Raw genomic sequence first — 16,724 nt, forward strand, 5'->3', positions numbered from 1 at the left:
GAGGACGGCCCCGTCGACGTCGTCCTGGAGCCGAGATGACCGATCTGCTGCTGTTCACCGCCGACCTGCGCGTCCACGACAACCCGGCGCTGGCCGAAGCGGCCGGGGCCGACCGGATCGTGCCGCTCTACGTGGACGATCCGCGGCGGCGCTCGAACCCGAACCGCCGCCGGTTCCTCCTCGAATCGCTCGACGACCTGCGCGCATCGCTCAGGGACCTCGGCGGCGACCTCGTGGTCCGCTCGGGCCCCACGGTCGAGCAGGTCATGAAGGTGGCCGCGGCGACCGGAGCGCGGGCCGTGGTGTGCGCGAGGGACGCCGGGAGGTTCGAGACCCAGCTGCGAGCAGACCTCGCCGAGGCCTGCGAAACTGAAGGCATCGCCTACCGGGCCACGGCCGGACCGTCCGCGGTCGAGCCGGGGCGGCTGCGTCCCAGCGGCGGCGGCGACCACTACAAGGTCTTCACCCCGTACTGGAGGGCCTGGTCGCAGGCCCGCTGGAGAGACGTGGCGGCCGAGGTCGACCGCCTCCGCGTCCCCGACCTGCCCGAGAGCGACGACCTCAGGCCCGAGGCGACCGAAGCGGACCTGCCGCCCGGCGGCGAACGGGCCGCGCTCGCCCGCCTGGACGACTGGGAGGCCTCCGGTTACGACTCAGGCCGCGACGACCTCGCCGCCGACCGCACCTCCCGCCTCAGCCCCTACCTCGCGCTCGGCTGCCTCTCGGCCCGCGTCCTCGCGGCCGATCCGCGCCTGCCCGAGGCGTTCGTGCGGCAGCTGTGCTGGCGGGACTTCCACCGCCAGGTCCTCGCCGCGTTCCCGGCCCTGATCGACACCCCGTACAAGCGCAACATCGAAGAGGACTGGGACGCCGACCTCACCGCCCTCCAGGCCTGGCGCACCGCCACCACCGGCGTCGACATCGTGGACGCAGGCATGCGGCAGCTGCTCGCCGAAGGCTGGATGCACAACCGGGCCCGGCTCATCTGCGCCGGATACCTCACCCGCACCCTCGGCCTGGACTGGCGCGACGGCGCCGACCACTTCGCGCGCCACCTCGTGGACCTCGACGAGGCCAACAACTGGGGCAACTGGCAGTGGACGGCCGGGACCGGCAACGACACCCGGCCCAATCGCGGCTTCAACCACGAGCGCCAAGCCGCCCGCTTCGACCCCGACCGGGTCTACCGCCGCCGCTGGGGCTGCTCGTGAGGCTCCCATTCGGCGCTGACGGCCTTCATCGCCTCGGTGCTCACGTCCAGGAACCGGGCCACGACCTCCCGCTCGGCCGGGCCGAACCCGGCCCACGCGGCGGCGAACGCCCGCGCCAGCGGCACGAACATCTTGCGGCCTTCCTCAAGGCCCGCTTCGGGAACGGTCAAAGCGACCCGGCGGCGGTCCCCGGTGGGCTTCTCGCGCGCCACGTGCCCGACCGCTTCGAGCCGGTCGATGAGCGCGGTCGTGGCCGAAGGGCTCAGCTCCAGTTCCCGGGCCAGCGCCGAAGGCGACATCGGCTCGCCGCGGCGGGCCGCGTCCAGGAGCAGCGCGAGCGCGTTGACGTCGGTGCGGTGGAGCCCGTGGCGGGCCCCGAAGCGCTCGGCGTACCGGTCGGATTCGACCGTGAGCGTCTGGAGCAGCCGGGTCAGGTCCTGGTCGGAGGGCGCGTCCGGGCCGTCTTGGGTGTCGCGGGTCATGCGCGCCGTCCAATCGGTGAAGTGGGCCGCCTTGTAGTCTACTATTTCGATGATCGAAATACTTTTCGACTGAACTAACGCGCAGGAGTCCCGCCATGGCCCCCGACCGACCCCGTTCCGTCCCCCGCTGGCGCTGGCTGCTGCCCGCGCTGCTCGCCCTCGCGTGGCTCGCCGTCGCCGCGTTCGCGGGCCCGTTCGCCGGGAAGCTCAGCCAGGTCGCCGAGAACGACGGCTCGGCGTTCCTGCCGTCCTCGGCCGAGTCCACCGAGGTCAACGAGCTGCGCAAGGCCTTCACCGACTCCGACTCCACAGTCGCGATCATCGTCGCCGAACGCACTGAGGGACTCTCCGACGCCGACTTCGCCTACCTCGCGAGCGCCGGGACCGAGCTGGCCGAGCTCCCGTTCAACGCCGGGCCGCCGCCGCAACCCTTCCCCTCCGACGAGACCCCGCCCGAGGCCGCGCAGATGGTCGTCGTCATCGACTCGGGCACCGACGACGCTGAAGCGGTGGCCGAGATCCGCGAGATCCTCGACCAGGATCGTCCCGGCGGCCTCGAAGTGCTCGTCACCGGCCAGGCCGCGCTCGGCGCCGACCTCGGCGAGGCCTTCGGGGAGGTCGACGGCCTGCTCCTGCTGGTGGCGGCCTCGGTCGTCGCGGTGATCCTGGTGCTCGTCTACCGCTCCCCGCTGCTGCCGATCCTGGTGCTCCTGTCGAGCGGGTTCGCCCTGGCGGCCGCGAGCGCGGCGGTCTACGCGCTCGCCGACGCCGACGTGATCAGCCTCAACGGCCAGTCGCAGGGCATCTTGTTCATCCTCGTGTTCGGCGCGGCCACCGACTACGCGCTGCTGTTGGTGGCGCGGTTCCGCGAGGAACTGGCCTCGGCCGACCGGTTCACGGCCGTGCGGCGGGCGCTGCGGGCCACGATCGAACCGATCGCGGCCTCGGCGGGCACGGTCACGCTCGGCCTGCTGTGCCTGCTGTTCAGCCAGCTCGAATCCAACCGGGGCCTGGGGCCGGTGGCGGCGATCGGCATCGCCGCGTCCTTCGTGGCCGCCACGACGTTCCTCCCGGCGGTGCTCGCGATCTGTGGCAAGGCCGCGTTCTGGCCCAGGCGCACCGCCAAGGTCCGAGGCGGGTCGCGCCTGTGGCGGGGCGTGGCCGGGCTGGTCCGCCGCCGCCCGCGCCTGGTCTGGGTCGTCACGGCCGCGGGCCTGGCCGTGGCCGCCGCGTTCATGGTGCAGCTCAAGGCCGACGGCACCGCGCAGACCGACGTGTTCCTCACCGACGTCGACTCCGTGGCCGGTCAAGAGGTCCTCGCCGCGCACTTCCCGGCCGGTTCGGGCACGCCCGCGGTGATCATCGCGAACGCCGATGCCGCTGAGGAAGTGCTCGCGGCCGCCGAGGTCGACGGGGTCGCTTCGGCGGCGCCGGTCGTCGACGAGTCCGGCGCGGTCCGCGAGGCCGAGGGCCTGGTCATGATCGAGGCGGTCCTGGAGGACGCCCCCGACAGCGAAGCCGCCGAGGCCACTGTGGAGCGTCTGCGCGAAGCGGTGCACGACGTGGACGGAGCCGACGCGAAAGTCGGCGGCCCCACCGCGATCCAGCTCGACACGCTGAAGGTCTCCGAAAGGGACCGGGCCGTGATCATCCCGATCGTGCTCGCCGTCATCCTCGCGGTCCTCATGCTGCTCTTGCGTTCGGTGCTCGCGCCGCTCCTGCTCACCGCGACCGTGGTGCTGTCCTTCGGCGCGACCATGGGCGTCTCGGCGCTCGTGTTCAACCACCTGCTCGGCTTCCCCGGAGCCGACCCGACCGTGGTCCTGTTCGGGTTCGTGTTCCTGGTGGCCTTGGGGATCGACTACAACATCTTCCTCATGACCCGGGTCCGCGAGGAGTCGGTGCGGCTCGGCACCCGGGCCGGGACGCTGCGCGGCCTGGTCGCCACCGGCGGGGTCATCACCTCGGCCGGAGTGGTGCTGGCCGCGACGTTCTCGGCGCTCGCGGTCCTGCCGATCCTGTTCCTCGCCCAGATCGCGTTCGTGGTCGCGTTCGGGGTGCTCATCGACACGATCATCGTCCGCTCGCTGCTCGTCCCGGCCCTCACCTTCGACCTCGGCCGCCGCGTCTGGTGGCCCTCGAAGCTCGCGAAGGTAAGGCCCTCAGGCCGCGAGTAAGGGATTTCAGGCCTCACGCGAGAGGAACTAAGCCGGGTAAGGGCCGGGGCGACGCGGACTGCTGATGCCCCGGCCCGGGCCTCAGCCCGAGTATTGGTGTCAGGCCGGAAAAGCTCCGGCCGCAACACCGAAGGACTGAGGATGAACGACTTCGACCTCCACTACATGCACTACGCCCGTGCCGAGGAGCTCCGCAAGAGCGCCGAGAACGAGCGCCTCGCCCGCAAGCTCGTCAAGGCCGCCAAGGCCACCCGCCGCGGCGGGGACGGCGCTCGCAACGCCCACAAGACCGGCGTCGCCGACCGCGTCGCCCGCGCGCTGGGTCGCAGGCACGAGACGGCCACCGACGCGGCCGCCTCCGGAAATGACACCACCACCGTGTCATAAGGGCATGTCATGATTGCTGACATGCCGCGCCTGGGTTCCGACCTTCCGCTCTTCGCCCGCGACGCCGAACTGGCCGCCCTCCGGGACGCCCTCGACGCCGCGAAGCGAGGCCGCCCCGCGACAGTGCTCCTTTCCGGAGACGCGGGCGTGGGCAAGACCAGGCTCCTCCACGAGTTCGCCGACCACGCCGGTGACGGTGTCCGCACCGTCACCGGCCACTGCCTCGACACGGCCGACTCCGCCCTCCCCTACCTGCCCTTCGCCGAGATCGTCGGCGGTCTCGCCCGCGACCTCCCCGACCTCGTCGCCGCCCATCCCGGCCTGCGCCCCCTCCTGCCCGGCCACCCCGTCGCCGCCGAAGGCGACCTCGGCCGCCTCGGCCTCTTCGAGGCCCTCCACGCCGCCCTCGCCGACCTCACCTCCGAGCAGCCGGTCGCCATCGTCATCGAAGACCTCCACTGGGCCGACCGCTCCAGCCGCGACCTCCTCGCGTTCCTCACCTCCCGGCTCACCGCCCAGCGCCTCCTCCTGGTCGGCACCTACCGCGCCGACGCCCTCCACCGCGGCCACCCCCTCCGGCCCCTCCTCGCCGAACTCGTGCGACTCCCCGCCGTGCAGCGCCTCCACCTCGACCCCTTCGACGCCCAGCACGCCGCCGACTTCGTGCGCGAACTCAACACCGGGCTCGACGAGCAGACCGTCTCCAAGATCGCCGCCGCCTCCGAGGGCAACGCCTTCCTCGCCGAGGAACTGGCCGCCGCCGAGACCCACACCGTCACCTTCGAACTCGCCGAAGTGCTCCTCGCCCGCCTCGAACGCCTCCCCGAAGCCGCCAAGCAGGTCGTCCGCCTCGCCTCCGTCCTCGGCCGCCGCTTCACCTACCGCCGACTCAACGCCGCCGCCTGGACCCTCCTCGACGAGACCGGCCTGCGGCACGAAAGGGAACTCGACCAGGCCCTGCGCGCGGCCATCTCCCACGGCATCATCGTCCAGAAGAGCGCCGACACCTACGCCTTCCGCCACGCCCTCCTCGGCGAAGCGGTCTACTCCGACCTCCTCCCCGGCGAGCGCATCCGCTTCCACCAGCGCATCGCCGAATCCCTCGCCGACGACGACGGCAAGGGCGCCGAAGCCGAACTCGCCCACCACGCCAACGAGTCCGGCGACTTCCCCTGCGCGCTCTCGGCCTCCGTGCGCGCCGCGAACGAGGCGGTCGAGCTCGCCGCCCCCGCCGAAGCGCTCCTGCACCTCGAACGCGCGCTCGCCCTGTTCAACCGCGTCCCCGCCGAGAAACGCCCCGAAGGCATCACCGAGCTGCGCCTGCTCCTTCGCGCCGCCTCCAACGCCGAGGCCTCCGGCGAGATCAAACGCGCCCAGTCCTACTCCGCGGCCGCCGTGGCCCTCGCCGACGCCTCCGGCGACCGCGTCCAAAGGGCCTCCACCCGCCGCAAATACGCCCGCTACCTCCTCACCATCGAAGGCGACGAGCCCGACGCCCACCGCGTCGCCATGGAGGCGTGGGAACTGGTCAAGGACGACGAGCCGCACGCCGTCAAGGCCTGGAGCCAGGCCATCCTCGCCCGCACCAGCGACGCCAACCGCTACCGGGACGAGGACGCCCCCGCCCGCTGGGCCGCCGAGGCCATCGCCACCGCCGACGCCATCACCGCCGCCGGAGTCGACCCCGAGGCCAGCACCGGGGCCATGGGCGACGACACCGCCCACCTCGCCGCCAAGGCCGACGCGATCCTCAGCGTCGCCACCGCCGAGTTCCGCCGAGGCCGCCTCACCGCCGACGAAGCGGTCGCCAAGCACTCCGAAGCCCTCGCGCTCGTGCGCGGCATCGGCTGGTACGAGGTCGAACTGCGCGCCCACTTCCGCAACGGCCTGGTGTTCATGGAGCACGCCCGCCTCGACGAAGCGCTGGTCCACTTCGAACGCGGCGCCGACCTGGCCCGCCGCACCGGCGACAAATGGAGCGGGTTCGGCATCGAACTGGCCGTCCGCGAAGTCATGTGCGCCTACATGCTCGGCCGCTGGGACGAGGCCGAGGCCAGCAGCGAGATGGCCTCCAGCGTCCTCCCCGGCGTGGTCCTCACCCGCCTCACCGCCGCCGTCCTCCTCGTCGACGTCGCGCGCGGCCGCTTCGAGACCGCCGACCGCCGGTTGGACTACCTCGCCGACCGCTGGCAGCTCGACGGCCAGGTCCTCGCGCTCGCCTCGCTGTGCGGCGCCGAACTCGACCGCTGGCGGGGCCGCCCCGCCGACGCGCTGCGCCGCGCCGAGCAGGCCACCGAGTGGATGACCCGCATGCGGGGCTACTACCTCGCCGGGCTCTCGGTGTGCGTCGCCGGCGTCGGCGCCGCGGCCGACCTCGCCCACGAACGCCGCCAAGGCGGCGACCTCGACGGCGCCAAAGCCGCCGTCGCCGCAGGTGAGCGCCTCGGCGAGCGGGCCCGGTTCTTCCTCGAACACGGCCGGCCGCTCTCGGGCACCCTCGGCCCCGAAGGCCGCGCCTGGCTCGCCCAGCTCGCCGCGGAGGAATCCCGCCTGAACTCCGACGGCGACCCCGACCTGTGGCGCGCCGCCGCCGAGGCCTTCGACTACCGCAGCGCCGCGCCCGGCTTCGTCGCCACCGGCACCGGGATCGCGCTCGACGAGACCGAGCGCCTCGAACTGGCGCTCAACGACCCGTTTGCCTCCGAGACGCTCGCCGCCCTCGAAACGGCCGAGACCTCAGGCCGCCACTGGGCCGAACCGTACCGGCAGGCCTACGCCCAATGGCGACTCGCCGAAGCGCTGCTCGCACTGCCCGGCAACGAGTCCCGCACCGAGGCCGCCGCGGTCCTCAAGGAGGCCAAGGCCACCGCGTTCGGCCTCGGCGCCGAACCGCTGTGCCAGGCCCTCGGGGCCCTGGCCAAACGCGCCCGCCTCGACGCCGAGGTCCCCACCTCGACCCCGTTGACTCCCAGGGAGCTCGCGGTGATCCGCCAGGTGGCGAAGGGCCTCACCAACCGCCAGATCGGCTCCGAACTCTTCATCTCCGAGAAGACGGTCAGCGTCCACCTCTCCCGCGCGATGGCGAAACTCGAAGTGGCGGGCCGAGCGGCAGCGGTCAACGCGGCCCACCTCCGCGGCTACCTCACCGACTCCTGACCTCTCGCCCCGCAATCGTCGCGGCGTGGGCGTGGGCGGGCCTGCGATGATCATTCGCCGCACCGCCGCACCGCCGCACCGCCGCACCGCCGCACCGCCGCACCGCCGCACCGCCGCACCTTCCTTCTGCGGCGTTCGGCGTGGCCTGGCCGCTTCCGACCGCTACTGCGGGTTGACTCGCCCGGTCCGCGTAGTCCTCCGGTGGTATGCGGATTGACCTCTCTCGCCCGATGCCGGGGTCGGGCCCGCGCACGAGTATTGCGGACATGAAGCGGCGTAAAGCACTCAAGTGGACCCTCATCGGCGGGGGCATCGGTATCGGCACCATTGCGCTCGGCGGCGCGGGCGCGTTCGCCTGGGTGTACTCGGCATCGAGGATCGACACCTTCGGCAAGATCGACTTCGACAAGCCCCTGGTGGTCCCCCCGCTGGCCGAATCCGTCACCGACTCCTCTGGCTCACGCGTGTTCGACCTGGAGATCCGGGCTGGCGCGACGCAGTTCAAGGACGGCAAGGCCACCGACACCTGGGGCGTCAACGGCGACTACCTCGGCCCGACGATCCGGGTCGAGCGCGGCGACGAGGTCGCGTTCGCGGTGCGCAACTCGCTCGACGTGGCGACCTCCATCCACTGGCACGGCATGCACCTGCCCGCGGTCATGGACGGCGGGCCGCATCAGATGGTCGAGGCCGGCGGCGATTGGGCGCCCCAGTGGATGATCGACCAGCCCGCGTCGACCCTCTGGTACCACCCGCACCCGCACGGGGAGACCGCCGAGCACGTCTACCGCGGCCTGGCCGGGATGATCATCATCGACGACGAGGAGTCGCAGGCGCTCGGCCTGCCGCAGACCTACGGTGTGGACGACCTGCCGATGGTGGTGCAGGACAAGAAGTTCGTGGGCAACAACCAGATGGTCGAAGGCGGCCGGTTCATGGGCACCCAGGGCACCATCGGCGACGAGGTGATGGTCAACGGCACCCTCGGCCCCTACTTCGACGTCACCACCCGGCTGGTCCGCCTGCGCCTGCTCAACGGCTCCAACGCCCGCATCTACAACTTCGGTTTCAGCGACGACCGGCCGTTCCAGCTGGTCGCCACCGACGGCGGCCTCCTGCCGGAGGCCTGGGAGACCCGGCGGCTCCCGCTCTCACCGGGTGAGCGAGCCGAGATCGTGGTCGCGTTCGAGCCCGGCGACACCGTCGATCTGCGCTCCTACCCGCTGGAGGACGCCCACCAGGGCCCGTTCAACCGCTTCAACGGCGGGGACGACAAGCTCGACGTCTGCAGGTTCCGCGCGGCCGACTCGCTAAGCGACGACACCGAGGTCCCTGCGGTCATGAGCACCGCCCCCGACCTGGCCGATGCGGAGGTCGCCGAGGAGCGCCGGTTCGCCCTCTCGGGCTTCAACCAGATCAACGGCGAGTCGATGGACATGCAGCGCATCGACTTCGGCGTCCGCGAGGGCACCGTCGAAGTCTGGGAGGTCTCGAACTCGGACGTGTACGCGCACAATTTCCACGTGCACGACGTGCAGTACCAGGTGCTCGACGTGAACGGGGAGGAGCCGGAGCCGCACATGCGGGGTTGGAAGGACACGATCCAGTTGATCCCGAAGCGGCACTATCGCATCGCGATGCGCTTCAGCGAGTACACGGACCCCAACGTGCCCTACATGTACCACTGCCACATCCTCGCCCACGAGGACGCAGGGATGATGGGCCAGTTCGTGGTCCTCGGCGAGGGGGAGGAGATCGGGCAGGTCCCGACTGTCGACTCGGCGCACGCCCACGGCTGAGGCCGAGGGAGCGCCGCCGCCCGGGTCGGGCTCCGGGCGGCGAGGCGGGCGGGCCGGACGTAGGCACCCAAGGCCCGCCCGCCTTGAAGCTAAAGGGAGTTGGAGGCGATGTGCTTGGCGATGGCGGGCAGGTCGACGTTCTCCTTGAACTCGAAGCGCACCTTGCCCAGGCCCGAGAACCACAGGTCGAGTTCGCCGTCGTTGTCCATGAGGCCGTCGGTCTCCACCGAGTAGGCCTGGATCTTGCTGTAGGGCAGGATCGAGTAGTCCCGCTTGCGGCCGGTGATGCCCTGGACGTTCACGGCGATGATCCGCTTGTTGGTGAAGACCACGAAGTCGCGCACGCCTTCGAAGACCAGCGCGACCTCTTCATCGTCGACGAGCAGGGGCTGGACCTCATTGGCGAAGCCGGGCTTCTCGGTGAGCTTGAGCTTGAATACCGAGCCGTTCTTGAAATCGATCATGCGGGCAGGATATCGGGTGCGAGCTGGTGTCGCTTGACACCGTTTCAGCGCGGATAGTGCTGTGCCGCAAGGGACGTGGCTTGCGCTATGACCACTTTGACCGACCGCCCGAGTGCCTTCGCGGCCGCGGCGGCGTCTTCGTATTCGACTGAGGCGTTGACGATCTCGCCGTCCTGGCGCGCGATCTTGACGCCGATCTCGCACCCGTCCACGACCACCGAGGTGTACTCCCGGTCGAGCGCGTACTTGTCGATCTCGTAGGAGCGCATGCCGATCGTGGTGGTGTGCCGCACCAGCGCGGCCCGCACCGCGTCGACCGCCTCGGCCCGGCACAGCACGTGCACGGTGTGCGCGGGACGGCCCTTCTTCATGAGAATCGGTGTGAGCCAAGCGTCTGAGGCCCCGGCGTCGAGCAGCGCCGCGAGCGCGGCGGGCCAGACGCGCGGGTCAAGATCATCCACATTGGTCTCGATCACGACGGGCCGAGGAGCGGAAGCGGCGGGTTGCCGCGCAAGGAGTTCGGTGCGATCCTGGCCGTCGCCGTGGTCGCCGTGGTCGCCGTGGTCGCCGTGGTCGCCGTGGTCGCCGTGGTCGCCGTGGTGGACTTGCTCGTGGCTGTGGCTGTGGCTGTGGCTGTGGCTGTGGCTGTGGCTGTGGCGGTCGTGCGAGTGCCCATGCGGCTCCCGCGCATCCGCGCTGCCGTGCGGATGCGACTCGTCGGCCGCACCCACCCGGTGCCGATGCGCATGGGCCGCAACCCGAGTGGACCGAACCTCCCGCCCGATCACGATGCGCAGCAGGTTCGCCCGCTCCTGCGGGTCGCGACCGCCCGCCCCGACGCCCACACGCTCCACCACCATCTCCGGCAGCGGCCCGTAATCCGAAGCCGCCGCCGCGATGATCGCCGCTCCCGTCGGCGTGCACGCCTCGTACGGCACCGCGCCGACCACCGGCGCGAACGCGTCAGCGAGCACGGCCAGCACCGCAGGAGCAGGCAGCGGAATCGACCCGTGCGACCCGCGCGTCGTCCCCCCGCCGACAGTCACCGTCGAAGCGGTCACCGACTCGATCCCCAACGCCGCCAACCCGGCGGCCGCACCAACGATGTCCGCGATCGAATCCAGCGCACCCACCTCGTGGAAATGCACCTCCTCCACGTCGATCCCGTGCGCCGCAGCCTCAGCCGCCGCCAACCGCGCGAACGCCCCCAACGCGAGCTTGCGCACCGGCTCGTCGAGCCCAGCGCCCTCGAGCATCGCCCGGATCGCCCGCCACCGCCGATCCGTGGCCACCTCCGGCACCTCGACGTGCACCTTCACACCCGCAAGGCCGTGCCGCGCGACCCGCTCGGCCCGCAACCGCACCGGCTCGGTCCCCAGCGCGTCCACCGCCGCCTGCATCACGTCCAACCCGACCCCGGCGTCGACCAACGCCCCCAGGAACATGTCACCGCTGGCACCAGCCGAGCAGTCCAACCACGCGACCGTCACCGCTCCGCCTTCACACCCAGGATCCGGGCCGCGCTCATCGCCGCCCCGAACCCGTTGTCGATGTTCACCACGGACACCCCCGGCGAACACGAGTTCAACATCGTCAACAGCGGCGCCAGCCCCCCGAACGCCGCCCCGTACCCGACCGACGTCGGCACCGCCACCACCGGCGCGCTCACCAGGCCCGCCACCACGCTCGGCAGCGCCCCGTCCATGCCCGCCACCACGATCACGCAGGCCGCCTCCCGCAGCTCCCCGACCTTGTCGAGCAGCCGGTGCAGACCCGCGACGCCCACGTCGGCGACAAGCCGCGCGTCGATCCCGTTCGCCAGCGCCACCACCTCGGCCTCCCTGGCCACCGGCAGGTCCGAAGTCCCCGCGCACACCACCGCGAGCGGCCCGGCCTCCGCGGCCGGGAACGCCCCGACCGCGCACACGCCCGACTCCACCAGGACCTCCGGGCCGAACGCGGCCCGCACCGCCTCCACACACGCCGCGTCGCAGCGCGTCGCCACCGCCACCCGCGCCGGATGCGCCTCACGCAACGCGGCCAGAGCGCCCACGACCTGCTCAGGCGTCTTCCCCGCCGCGTACACGGCCTCGGCCGTCCCGGTCCGGGCCGGACGCCCGACGTCGATCTTGGCCCAGCCCAGGTCGCGGTAGGCCTCCCCCTCGAAATGCACGAACCCATCCTCTCCCGCTCGGGATGCGAACCGCCACCCGAACCGTCCACGACCCGCACACCCGTCCCGCCCGCAGCGTTCCCTCGCGTGTCTCCGGCACCGACTATCGTCAAGGAGTGTCGATGCCGCTGATCGCCGCCCATCGAGGCGCCAACGAGTTCCTCCCCGAGCACTCCCTGGCCGCGTTCCGGCAGGCCATCGTCGAAGGAGCCGACGCGTTCGAGTTCGACCTGCGCCTGACCGCCGACGCCCACCTCGTGCTCCACCACGACCGCACCGTCAAACGCACCGCCGGAGCCAAAGGCGCGGTCGCCGACCTCACCCTCGCCCAGCTGCGCGAACTCAACTTCGCCCACAACCACCCCGACTGCGCCGGAAACCCCGAGGCCGAGCGCATCCCCACCCTCGAAGAGCTCTTCGCGCTCGTCGTCGACTCCGGGAAGGACCTGAAACTCCTCATCGAGGCCAAACACCCCTCCAAGTTCGGGCCCCGCCTGGAACTGCGCCTGTGGGAGACCCTGCGGCGCTGGCCCGGGCTCGACGTCACCGTGATGTCCTTCTCGCGCGCCGCGCTCAAGACCTGGCGCAGGCTCGACGTCGACACGCCCCTGGTGTGGATCTTCGAGTACCCGTTCCGCCGCCCGCCCGAGGGCGTCCAGGTGCTGTCCTCACGCGTCGACTACATCGAGTCGAGCCCCGAATTCGTCGAACGCAGCCACGAGGCGGGCTACGAGGTGTACACCTGGACCGTCAACGACGCCGACACGGCTCATCGCATGGCCGGGCTCGGCGTCGACCTCATCTTCACCGACCGGCCCGCGGCCGTGAGGCAGACCCTCAGCGGCTGAAACGCGGTGGGACAAGACGGACTCGGGGTCCGACGGTAATGCTGGCGTCATGGCGCGGCAACAGGTAGGTTGCTGTATAGCCTCCCCACGGCACGTCGGAAGGAAGGGGAAACGCGATGCCCGCTGCGATACCGGCACCAGAGCGGCTGCGCGTCCCCCACCAGTCCGGAGCGCCCGGGCAGGTCCGCCGCTGGCTCCGCGACTCGCTCCCCGACCTCCCCGACGAGGCCCGCGACGACCTCCTCGTGTGCGCCACCGAACTGGTCTCCAACGCCGTCCGCCACGCCCGGCCCCTGCCCGGCGGCGAACTGTGCGTCACCTACACCCTCGGCCCCGCCGACGTCGAGGTCCGCGTCGTCGACGGCGGCTCGCGCACCCACCCCCACGTATGCGCGGTCAACCTCGACTCGGCCCACGGCCGCGGCATGTTCATCGTGTCCAAACTGTCCGACGACTGGGGCGCCCGCACCCTCGGCGACGGCAGCCAAGAAGTCTGGGCCAGAATCCCCCTCCGCTGACTGAAGGCGCAGCCGCTTCGCCGACCGGCTTCCCTTGGCCGACCGCCGCCGCTTCGCCGACCCGCGCTTCCCCTCTCGTCCTCGCGCCCCCGCTGTGAGACCTCCGTCTCACTTCCGTTGCGCGGCTTCGCGAACCTCCGGAAATGTCACACCCTGCCGGGACCATTGAAAACCGGGGCCCACTACCCCAGGGGCCGAGGACCTCGGTGCTGCCCGGAAACGCCGTTCGCGCCGTCCCCGTACGCTGTCCGGGTGTCCAACCGACCCGTGCTCATCGACCTCGCCTGCTACGGCCTGGCCGCCCTCTTCGCGGGCGCGACCGCGCTGTGGACCACCCTCGACTCCCACGCCGGGTGGGGCGCGATCGCCTTCGGCGGCTACCTCCCCGCCGCGATCTGCGCCGCTGTTCTCCTCGCCCAGCCCGGCCAACTCTGGAGGCGCCGCGCCCTCGTCGCCGGGGCCACCGCCGCCGCCGTCACCGCGATCCCTCTCGTCGTCATGGCCGTCGAGCGCGCGAACGGCACCCCGGGCCGCGCCCAAGAGGAGGTCCTCGTCGTCGAGGCCTCCGCGACCCGCCTGATCGACACCGGCAGCCCCTACCTCCACGCCGACACCATCGCCGCCCTTCCCGAACCGCTCCTGGGCTACAACCCCTACCAGCCCGGCATGGCCCTCTTCGGCATCCCCGCCGCGCTCGGCGGCCACCACTGGTGGACCGACGCGCGCCTCTACTTCCTCCTCGCCGCCCTCGCCTGCGCCGTCGGCGCGGCCCGGCTCCTGGCCGGTCAGGCCGGCAAGGGCACGCTCCTGCGAGCGATCCAGGCGACCTTCCTGTTCCCGGTGTGCGCCTTGACGTTCGCGACCGGAGGCGACGACATGCCCGTCGTCGCCCTCATGGTCCTCGCTTTGGCGTTCGCGCACCGCGAGCGGTCCTTCGCGGCCGGTCTGGCGATCGGCGCGGCCGCGGCGCTCAAACTGTTCGCGTGGCCGGTGGCCGTGGTACTGGCGTTCCTGCTGTGGCGCCGTGACCTGCGGCGCTACCTGGCCGGATTCGCGATCCCGGTCGCGGTGACGATGCTGCCGGTACTCGTCTTCGACGCGCGAGGGTTCTTCGACAACGTGCTCGCGTTCGGCCTCGGCCACGGCGTGGTCACCTCGCCCGCGCAGTCGCCGCTGCCGGGGTTCCTCATCGCGCAGCACCTGCCCGGCGGCGGCGTGATCGCCCCGGCGCTGCTCGGCGTGGCCGCGCTGGTGATCGCATGGCTGCTGTGGACGCGGCCTCCGGCCTCGGCCGCCGCCGCGGCGCTGTGGTGCGCGACCGGGCTCTCGGCCGCGTTCATGCTCATGCCCTCGACCCGCTTCGGGTACCTGCTGTACCCGGTGGTCCTGCTCGGCTGGTGGCTCCCGCTGCGCGACGCGATCGCGGGCACCGCCACGGCCGCCCTCTTCGCCGACCAGCCCGAGGACGACGAGGCGGTGGACGAACTCGAACACGAAACCGGCCCCGGCCCCTCGCTCGCGGTCGAGTGGTGGCGCTGACCACGAGCCGCCGCGCGCCAGCTCCACACCGTTCCGGCCATGCCGCCGTCCCGCCGCACCACTGGCTCCCACACGTCCGAGCCGCGGCGCACGGCACCTTACGGCGGACCGGCCCGCGTTCGGGACGTAACCTTTCAGGCGATGTCGTACCCCTGCGGCATAGTTGAATTGGGGGGTCCCCAGGTGTCCGTTTTGAAGGCTAGTGCCGGATTTGCGAAGTTGCTCAGACGGCCATGTCGACGAAACGCGACAGGTGGAGCTGCGCGGCGACCGTGATCGTGTCGGTGGCGCCGTTGCGGTGCTTGGCCACGATGAAGTCGGCCTCGCCCGCGCGCGGGGACTCCTTGTCGTAGTAGTCCTCGCGGTGCAGCAGGATCACCACGTCGGCGTCCTGCTCCAGCGAACCGGACTCGCGCAGGTCCGACAGCTGCGGGCGCTTGTCGGTGCGCTGCTCGGGGCCGCGGTTGAGCTGGGCGACCGCGATCACCGGGCACTCGACCTCCTTGGCCAGGAGCTTGAGCCCGCGGCTGATCTCGGAGACCTCCTGCTGGCGCGACTCGGTCTTCTTCGGCGAGGTCATGAGCTGGAGGTAGTCGACCACGATGAGCTTGAGGTCGTGGCGCTGCTTGAGCCGCCGCGCCTTCGCCCGGATCTCCATCATGGTCATCGAGGCCGTGTCGTCCACGAACAGCGGCGCCTCGGAGATGTCGCCCATGCGCTTGGCCAGGCGCGTCCAGTCGTCGTCGGACAAATCGCCCGAGCGCAGGACGTGCATCGGCACCCGCGTCTCGGCGCTCAAAAGACGCATGACGATTTCGAGCTTGCTCATTTCGAGCGAGAACAGGGCCGCGGCGTGCCGGTGGTGCAAGGACGCGTGCCGCATGAAGTCCATTGCGGCCGTTGACTTGCCGGCGCCGGGGCGCCCGGCCACGATGATGAGCTGGCCCGCCTGGAGTCCTGAGAGGAGCCGGTCGAGGTCGGCGAAACCGGTGGGGATGCCGGTCATGAGGCCCTGGCTCGCGCCGATCGCCTCGATCTCGTCCATCGCGGGCTGGAGCAGGTCGGACAGGACCGCGAAGTCCTCGCTCTGCCGGTTGTCGGTGACCTCGTAGACGGCCTGCTGCGCGAGGTCGACCAGGTCGTCGATGTCGCGCCCGCCCTGGCCGCCGCCGTAGCCGTACTGGACGACCTTGGTGCCCGCCTCGATGAGGCGGCGCAGGATGGCCTTCTCCTTGACGATCTTCGCGTAGTACCCGGCGTTCGCGGCCGTGGGCACCGCGTTGAGCAGGTCGTGCAGGTAAGGGCCGCCGCCGATCTTGGCGAGGTCGCCCGAGTCGGCCAGGGCCGCGGCGATCGTGACCGCGTCGGCGGGCTCGCCGTTGCCGAACTTCTCGATCACGGCGTCGAAGACCATGCCGTGCTTGGGCTGGTAGAAGTCGCCCGAGCCGAGGACCTCGATGACGTCGGCGATGGCGTCCTTGCTCATGAGCATGCCGCCGAGCACCGACATCTCGGCCTGGACATCCTGGGGCGGGGTGCGCTCGAACGCGCGCGAACCGCCGCCGCCTCCGCCGCTGGCGAAGGGGTCCTCGGGGGGAGTGTCGAAATAGGAGCCGCCCGAGCCGTTCGCGCCCCGCGAATAGGCGCCTTCCGTCGACACGTCGGTCATGCCCTCACCCCCTCGGTCACCGTGCGTTCATGGAGAATGTACCGCTTGCATACGACAGAACCGCGGCGTCAACGACGCTATGTCGCGTCCGGCACCGTTGCAAACCGACCTGTGGACGGGCTGTGGACAAACCTGTGGACAACCTGTGGATAACCCGCCCCCGGCCTGTGGACAACCTGTGGACACAGACCCGAACGGTCCTCGGTTCACTTGCTTGAGCTGTGCGTTCGTTGTCCACTGCCTGTGGACGGAAATTCGTTCGTGCCAACTTGGGTACTAGAGTGAGGCAGACCCCGGCACG

Annotated in this window: 13 protein-coding genes; 8 read left to right on the forward strand and 5 right to left on the reverse strand. The window is 71.3% G+C overall.

The genetic code is table 11. From position 1 onward, the window contains the following. The first annotated feature begins 35 nt into the window (after positions 1-35). Positions 36-1,211, forward strand: a complete 1,176-nt coding sequence (locus tag AB0B28_RS18165; protein WP_360122462.1) for a deoxyribodipyrimidine photo-lyase — start codon at positions 36-38, stop codon at positions 1,209-1,211. Here AB0B28_RS18165 and AB0B28_RS18170 read toward each other — a convergent pair. Continuing rightward, positions 1,184-1,693, reverse strand: a complete 510-nt coding sequence (locus AB0B28_RS18170; protein WP_360122465.1) for a MarR family transcriptional regulator — start codon at positions 1,691-1,693, stop codon at positions 1,184-1,186. The two genes, AB0B28_RS18165 and AB0B28_RS18170, sit on opposite strands and share 28 nt — an antisense overlap. A gap of 95 nt (positions 1,694-1,788) precedes the next feature. Between AB0B28_RS18170 and AB0B28_RS18175 the strand changes: the two genes are divergently transcribed. The 4 genes from AB0B28_RS18175 (at position 1,789) to AB0B28_RS18190 (ending at position 9,212) form a co-directional block, all read left to right on the forward strand. Next, positions 1,789-3,870, forward strand: coding sequence for an MMPL family transporter (locus AB0B28_RS18175; RefSeq protein WP_360122468.1), 2,082 nt, complete (start codon positions 1,789-1,791; stop codon positions 3,868-3,870). Positions 3,871-4,011: 141 nt separating this feature from the next. After that, positions 4,012-4,257, forward strand: coding sequence for a hypothetical protein (locus AB0B28_RS18180; protein WP_360122471.1), 246 nt, complete (start codon positions 4,012-4,014; stop codon positions 4,255-4,257). Between the two features lie 21 nt (positions 4,258-4,278). Next, on the forward strand, positions 4,279-7,413 hold the full coding sequence (locus AB0B28_RS18185) for an AAA family ATPase (RefSeq protein WP_360122474.1): 3,135 nt from the start codon (positions 4,279-4,281) through the stop codon (positions 7,411-7,413). Positions 7,414-7,679: 266 nt separating this feature from the next. Then, positions 7,680-9,212 carry a multicopper oxidase domain-containing protein gene (locus tag AB0B28_RS18190; protein WP_360122477.1) on the forward strand — a complete coding sequence of 511 codons (1,533 nt, stop codon included), beginning with the start codon at positions 7,680-7,682 and terminating at the stop codon, positions 9,210-9,212. Positions 9,213-9,301: 89 nt separating this feature from the next. Here AB0B28_RS18190 and AB0B28_RS18195 read toward each other — a convergent pair whose 3' ends face one another. Genes AB0B28_RS18195 through larB form a run of 3 tightly spaced genes read right to left on the reverse strand, consistent with a single transcriptional unit; the run spans position 9,302 to position 11,849 of the window. Further along, on the reverse strand, positions 9,302-9,676 hold the full coding sequence (locus AB0B28_RS18195; protein ID WP_360122480.1) for a PH domain-containing protein: 375 nt from the start codon (positions 9,674-9,676) through the stop codon (positions 9,302-9,304). Positions 9,677-9,720: 44 nt separating this feature from the next. Further along, positions 9,721-11,166, reverse strand: coding sequence for a LarC family nickel insertion protein (locus AB0B28_RS18200; protein ID WP_360122483.1), 1,446 nt, complete (start codon positions 11,164-11,166; stop codon positions 9,721-9,723). Further along, entirely contained in the window at positions 11,163-11,849 is a 687-nt protein-coding gene (gene larB / locus AB0B28_RS18205; RefSeq protein ID WP_360122486.1) for a nickel pincer cofactor biosynthesis protein LarB, read from the reverse strand. Before larB ends, AB0B28_RS18200 begins: the two co-directional genes overlap by 4 nt. A 122-nt stretch (positions 11,850-11,971) precedes the next feature. Between larB and AB0B28_RS18210 the strand changes: the two genes are divergently transcribed. The 3 genes from AB0B28_RS18210 to AB0B28_RS18220 all read left to right on the forward strand — a co-directional run bounded on the left by AB0B28_RS18210 (position 11,972) and on the right by AB0B28_RS18220 (position 14,754). Next, positions 11,972-12,697, forward strand: coding sequence for a glycerophosphodiester phosphodiesterase family protein (locus AB0B28_RS18210; RefSeq protein WP_360122489.1), 726 nt, complete (start codon positions 11,972-11,974; stop codon positions 12,695-12,697). A 116-nt stretch (positions 12,698-12,813) separates the two neighbouring features. Continuing rightward, the gene (locus tag AB0B28_RS18215; RefSeq protein ID WP_360122492.1) at positions 12,814-13,215 is read left to right on the forward strand and encodes an ATP-binding protein; all 402 of its coding nucleotides are present in this window, start codon (positions 12,814-12,816) and stop codon (positions 13,213-13,215) included. 252 nt (positions 13,216-13,467) lie between these two features. Beyond that, on the forward strand, positions 13,468-14,754 hold the full coding sequence (locus AB0B28_RS18220; protein WP_360122495.1) for a glycosyltransferase family 87 protein: 1,287 nt from the start codon (positions 13,468-13,470) through the stop codon (positions 14,752-14,754). 223 nt (positions 14,755-14,977) lie between these two features. Here AB0B28_RS18220 and dnaB read toward each other — a convergent pair whose 3' ends face one another. Further along, positions 14,978-16,423 (reverse strand): replicative DNA helicase, encoded by a 1,446-nt coding sequence (gene dnaB, locus AB0B28_RS18225; RefSeq protein ID WP_360122498.1) that lies wholly within the window; start codon positions 16,421-16,423, stop codon positions 14,978-14,980. Positions 16,424-16,724 lie beyond the last annotated feature (301 nt).

The organism is Glycomyces sp. NPDC046736 (genome assembly GCF_040645615.1).
In the GTDB taxonomy this organism is placed as follows: Bacteria; Actinomycetota; Actinomycetes; order Mycobacteriales; family Micromonosporaceae; genus Glycomyces.

Excerpts from the sequence above, each read along its gene's own strand:
- AB0B28_RS18165 (WP_360122462.1), top strand. The coding sequence starts at position 36 with ATGACCGATCTGCTGCTGTTCACCGCCGACCTGCGCGTCCACGACAAC.
- AB0B28_RS18195 (WP_360122480.1), bottom strand. The coding sequence starts at position 9,676 with ATGATCGATTTCAAGAACGGCTCGGTATTCAAGCTCAAGCTCACCGAG.
- AB0B28_RS18210 (WP_360122489.1), top strand. The coding sequence starts at position 11,972 with ATGCCGCTGATCGCCGCCCATCGAGGCGCCAACGAGTTCCTCCCCGAG.
- AB0B28_RS18215 (WP_360122492.1), top strand. The coding sequence starts at position 12,814 with ATGCCCGCTGCGATACCGGCACCAGAGCGGCTGCGCGTCCCCCACCAG.
- AB0B28_RS18175 (WP_360122468.1), top strand. The coding sequence starts at position 1,789 with ATGGCCCCCGACCGACCCCGTTCCGTCCCCCGCTGGCGCTGGCTGCTG.
- dnaB (WP_360122498.1), bottom strand. The coding sequence starts at position 16,423 with ATGACCGACGTGTCGACGGAAGGCGCCTATTCGCGGGGCGCGAACGGC.
- AB0B28_RS18185 (WP_360122474.1), top strand. The coding sequence starts at position 4,279 with ATGCCGCGCCTGGGTTCCGACCTTCCGCTCTTCGCCCGCGACGCCGAA.
- AB0B28_RS18190 (WP_360122477.1), top strand. The coding sequence starts at position 7,680 with ATGAAGCGGCGTAAAGCACTCAAGTGGACCCTCATCGGCGGGGGCATC.
- AB0B28_RS18170 (WP_360122465.1), bottom strand. The coding sequence starts at position 1,693 with ATGACCCGCGACACCCAAGACGGCCCGGACGCGCCCTCCGACCAGGAC.
- AB0B28_RS18180 (WP_360122471.1), top strand. The coding sequence starts at position 4,012 with ATGAACGACTTCGACCTCCACTACATGCACTACGCCCGTGCCGAGGAG.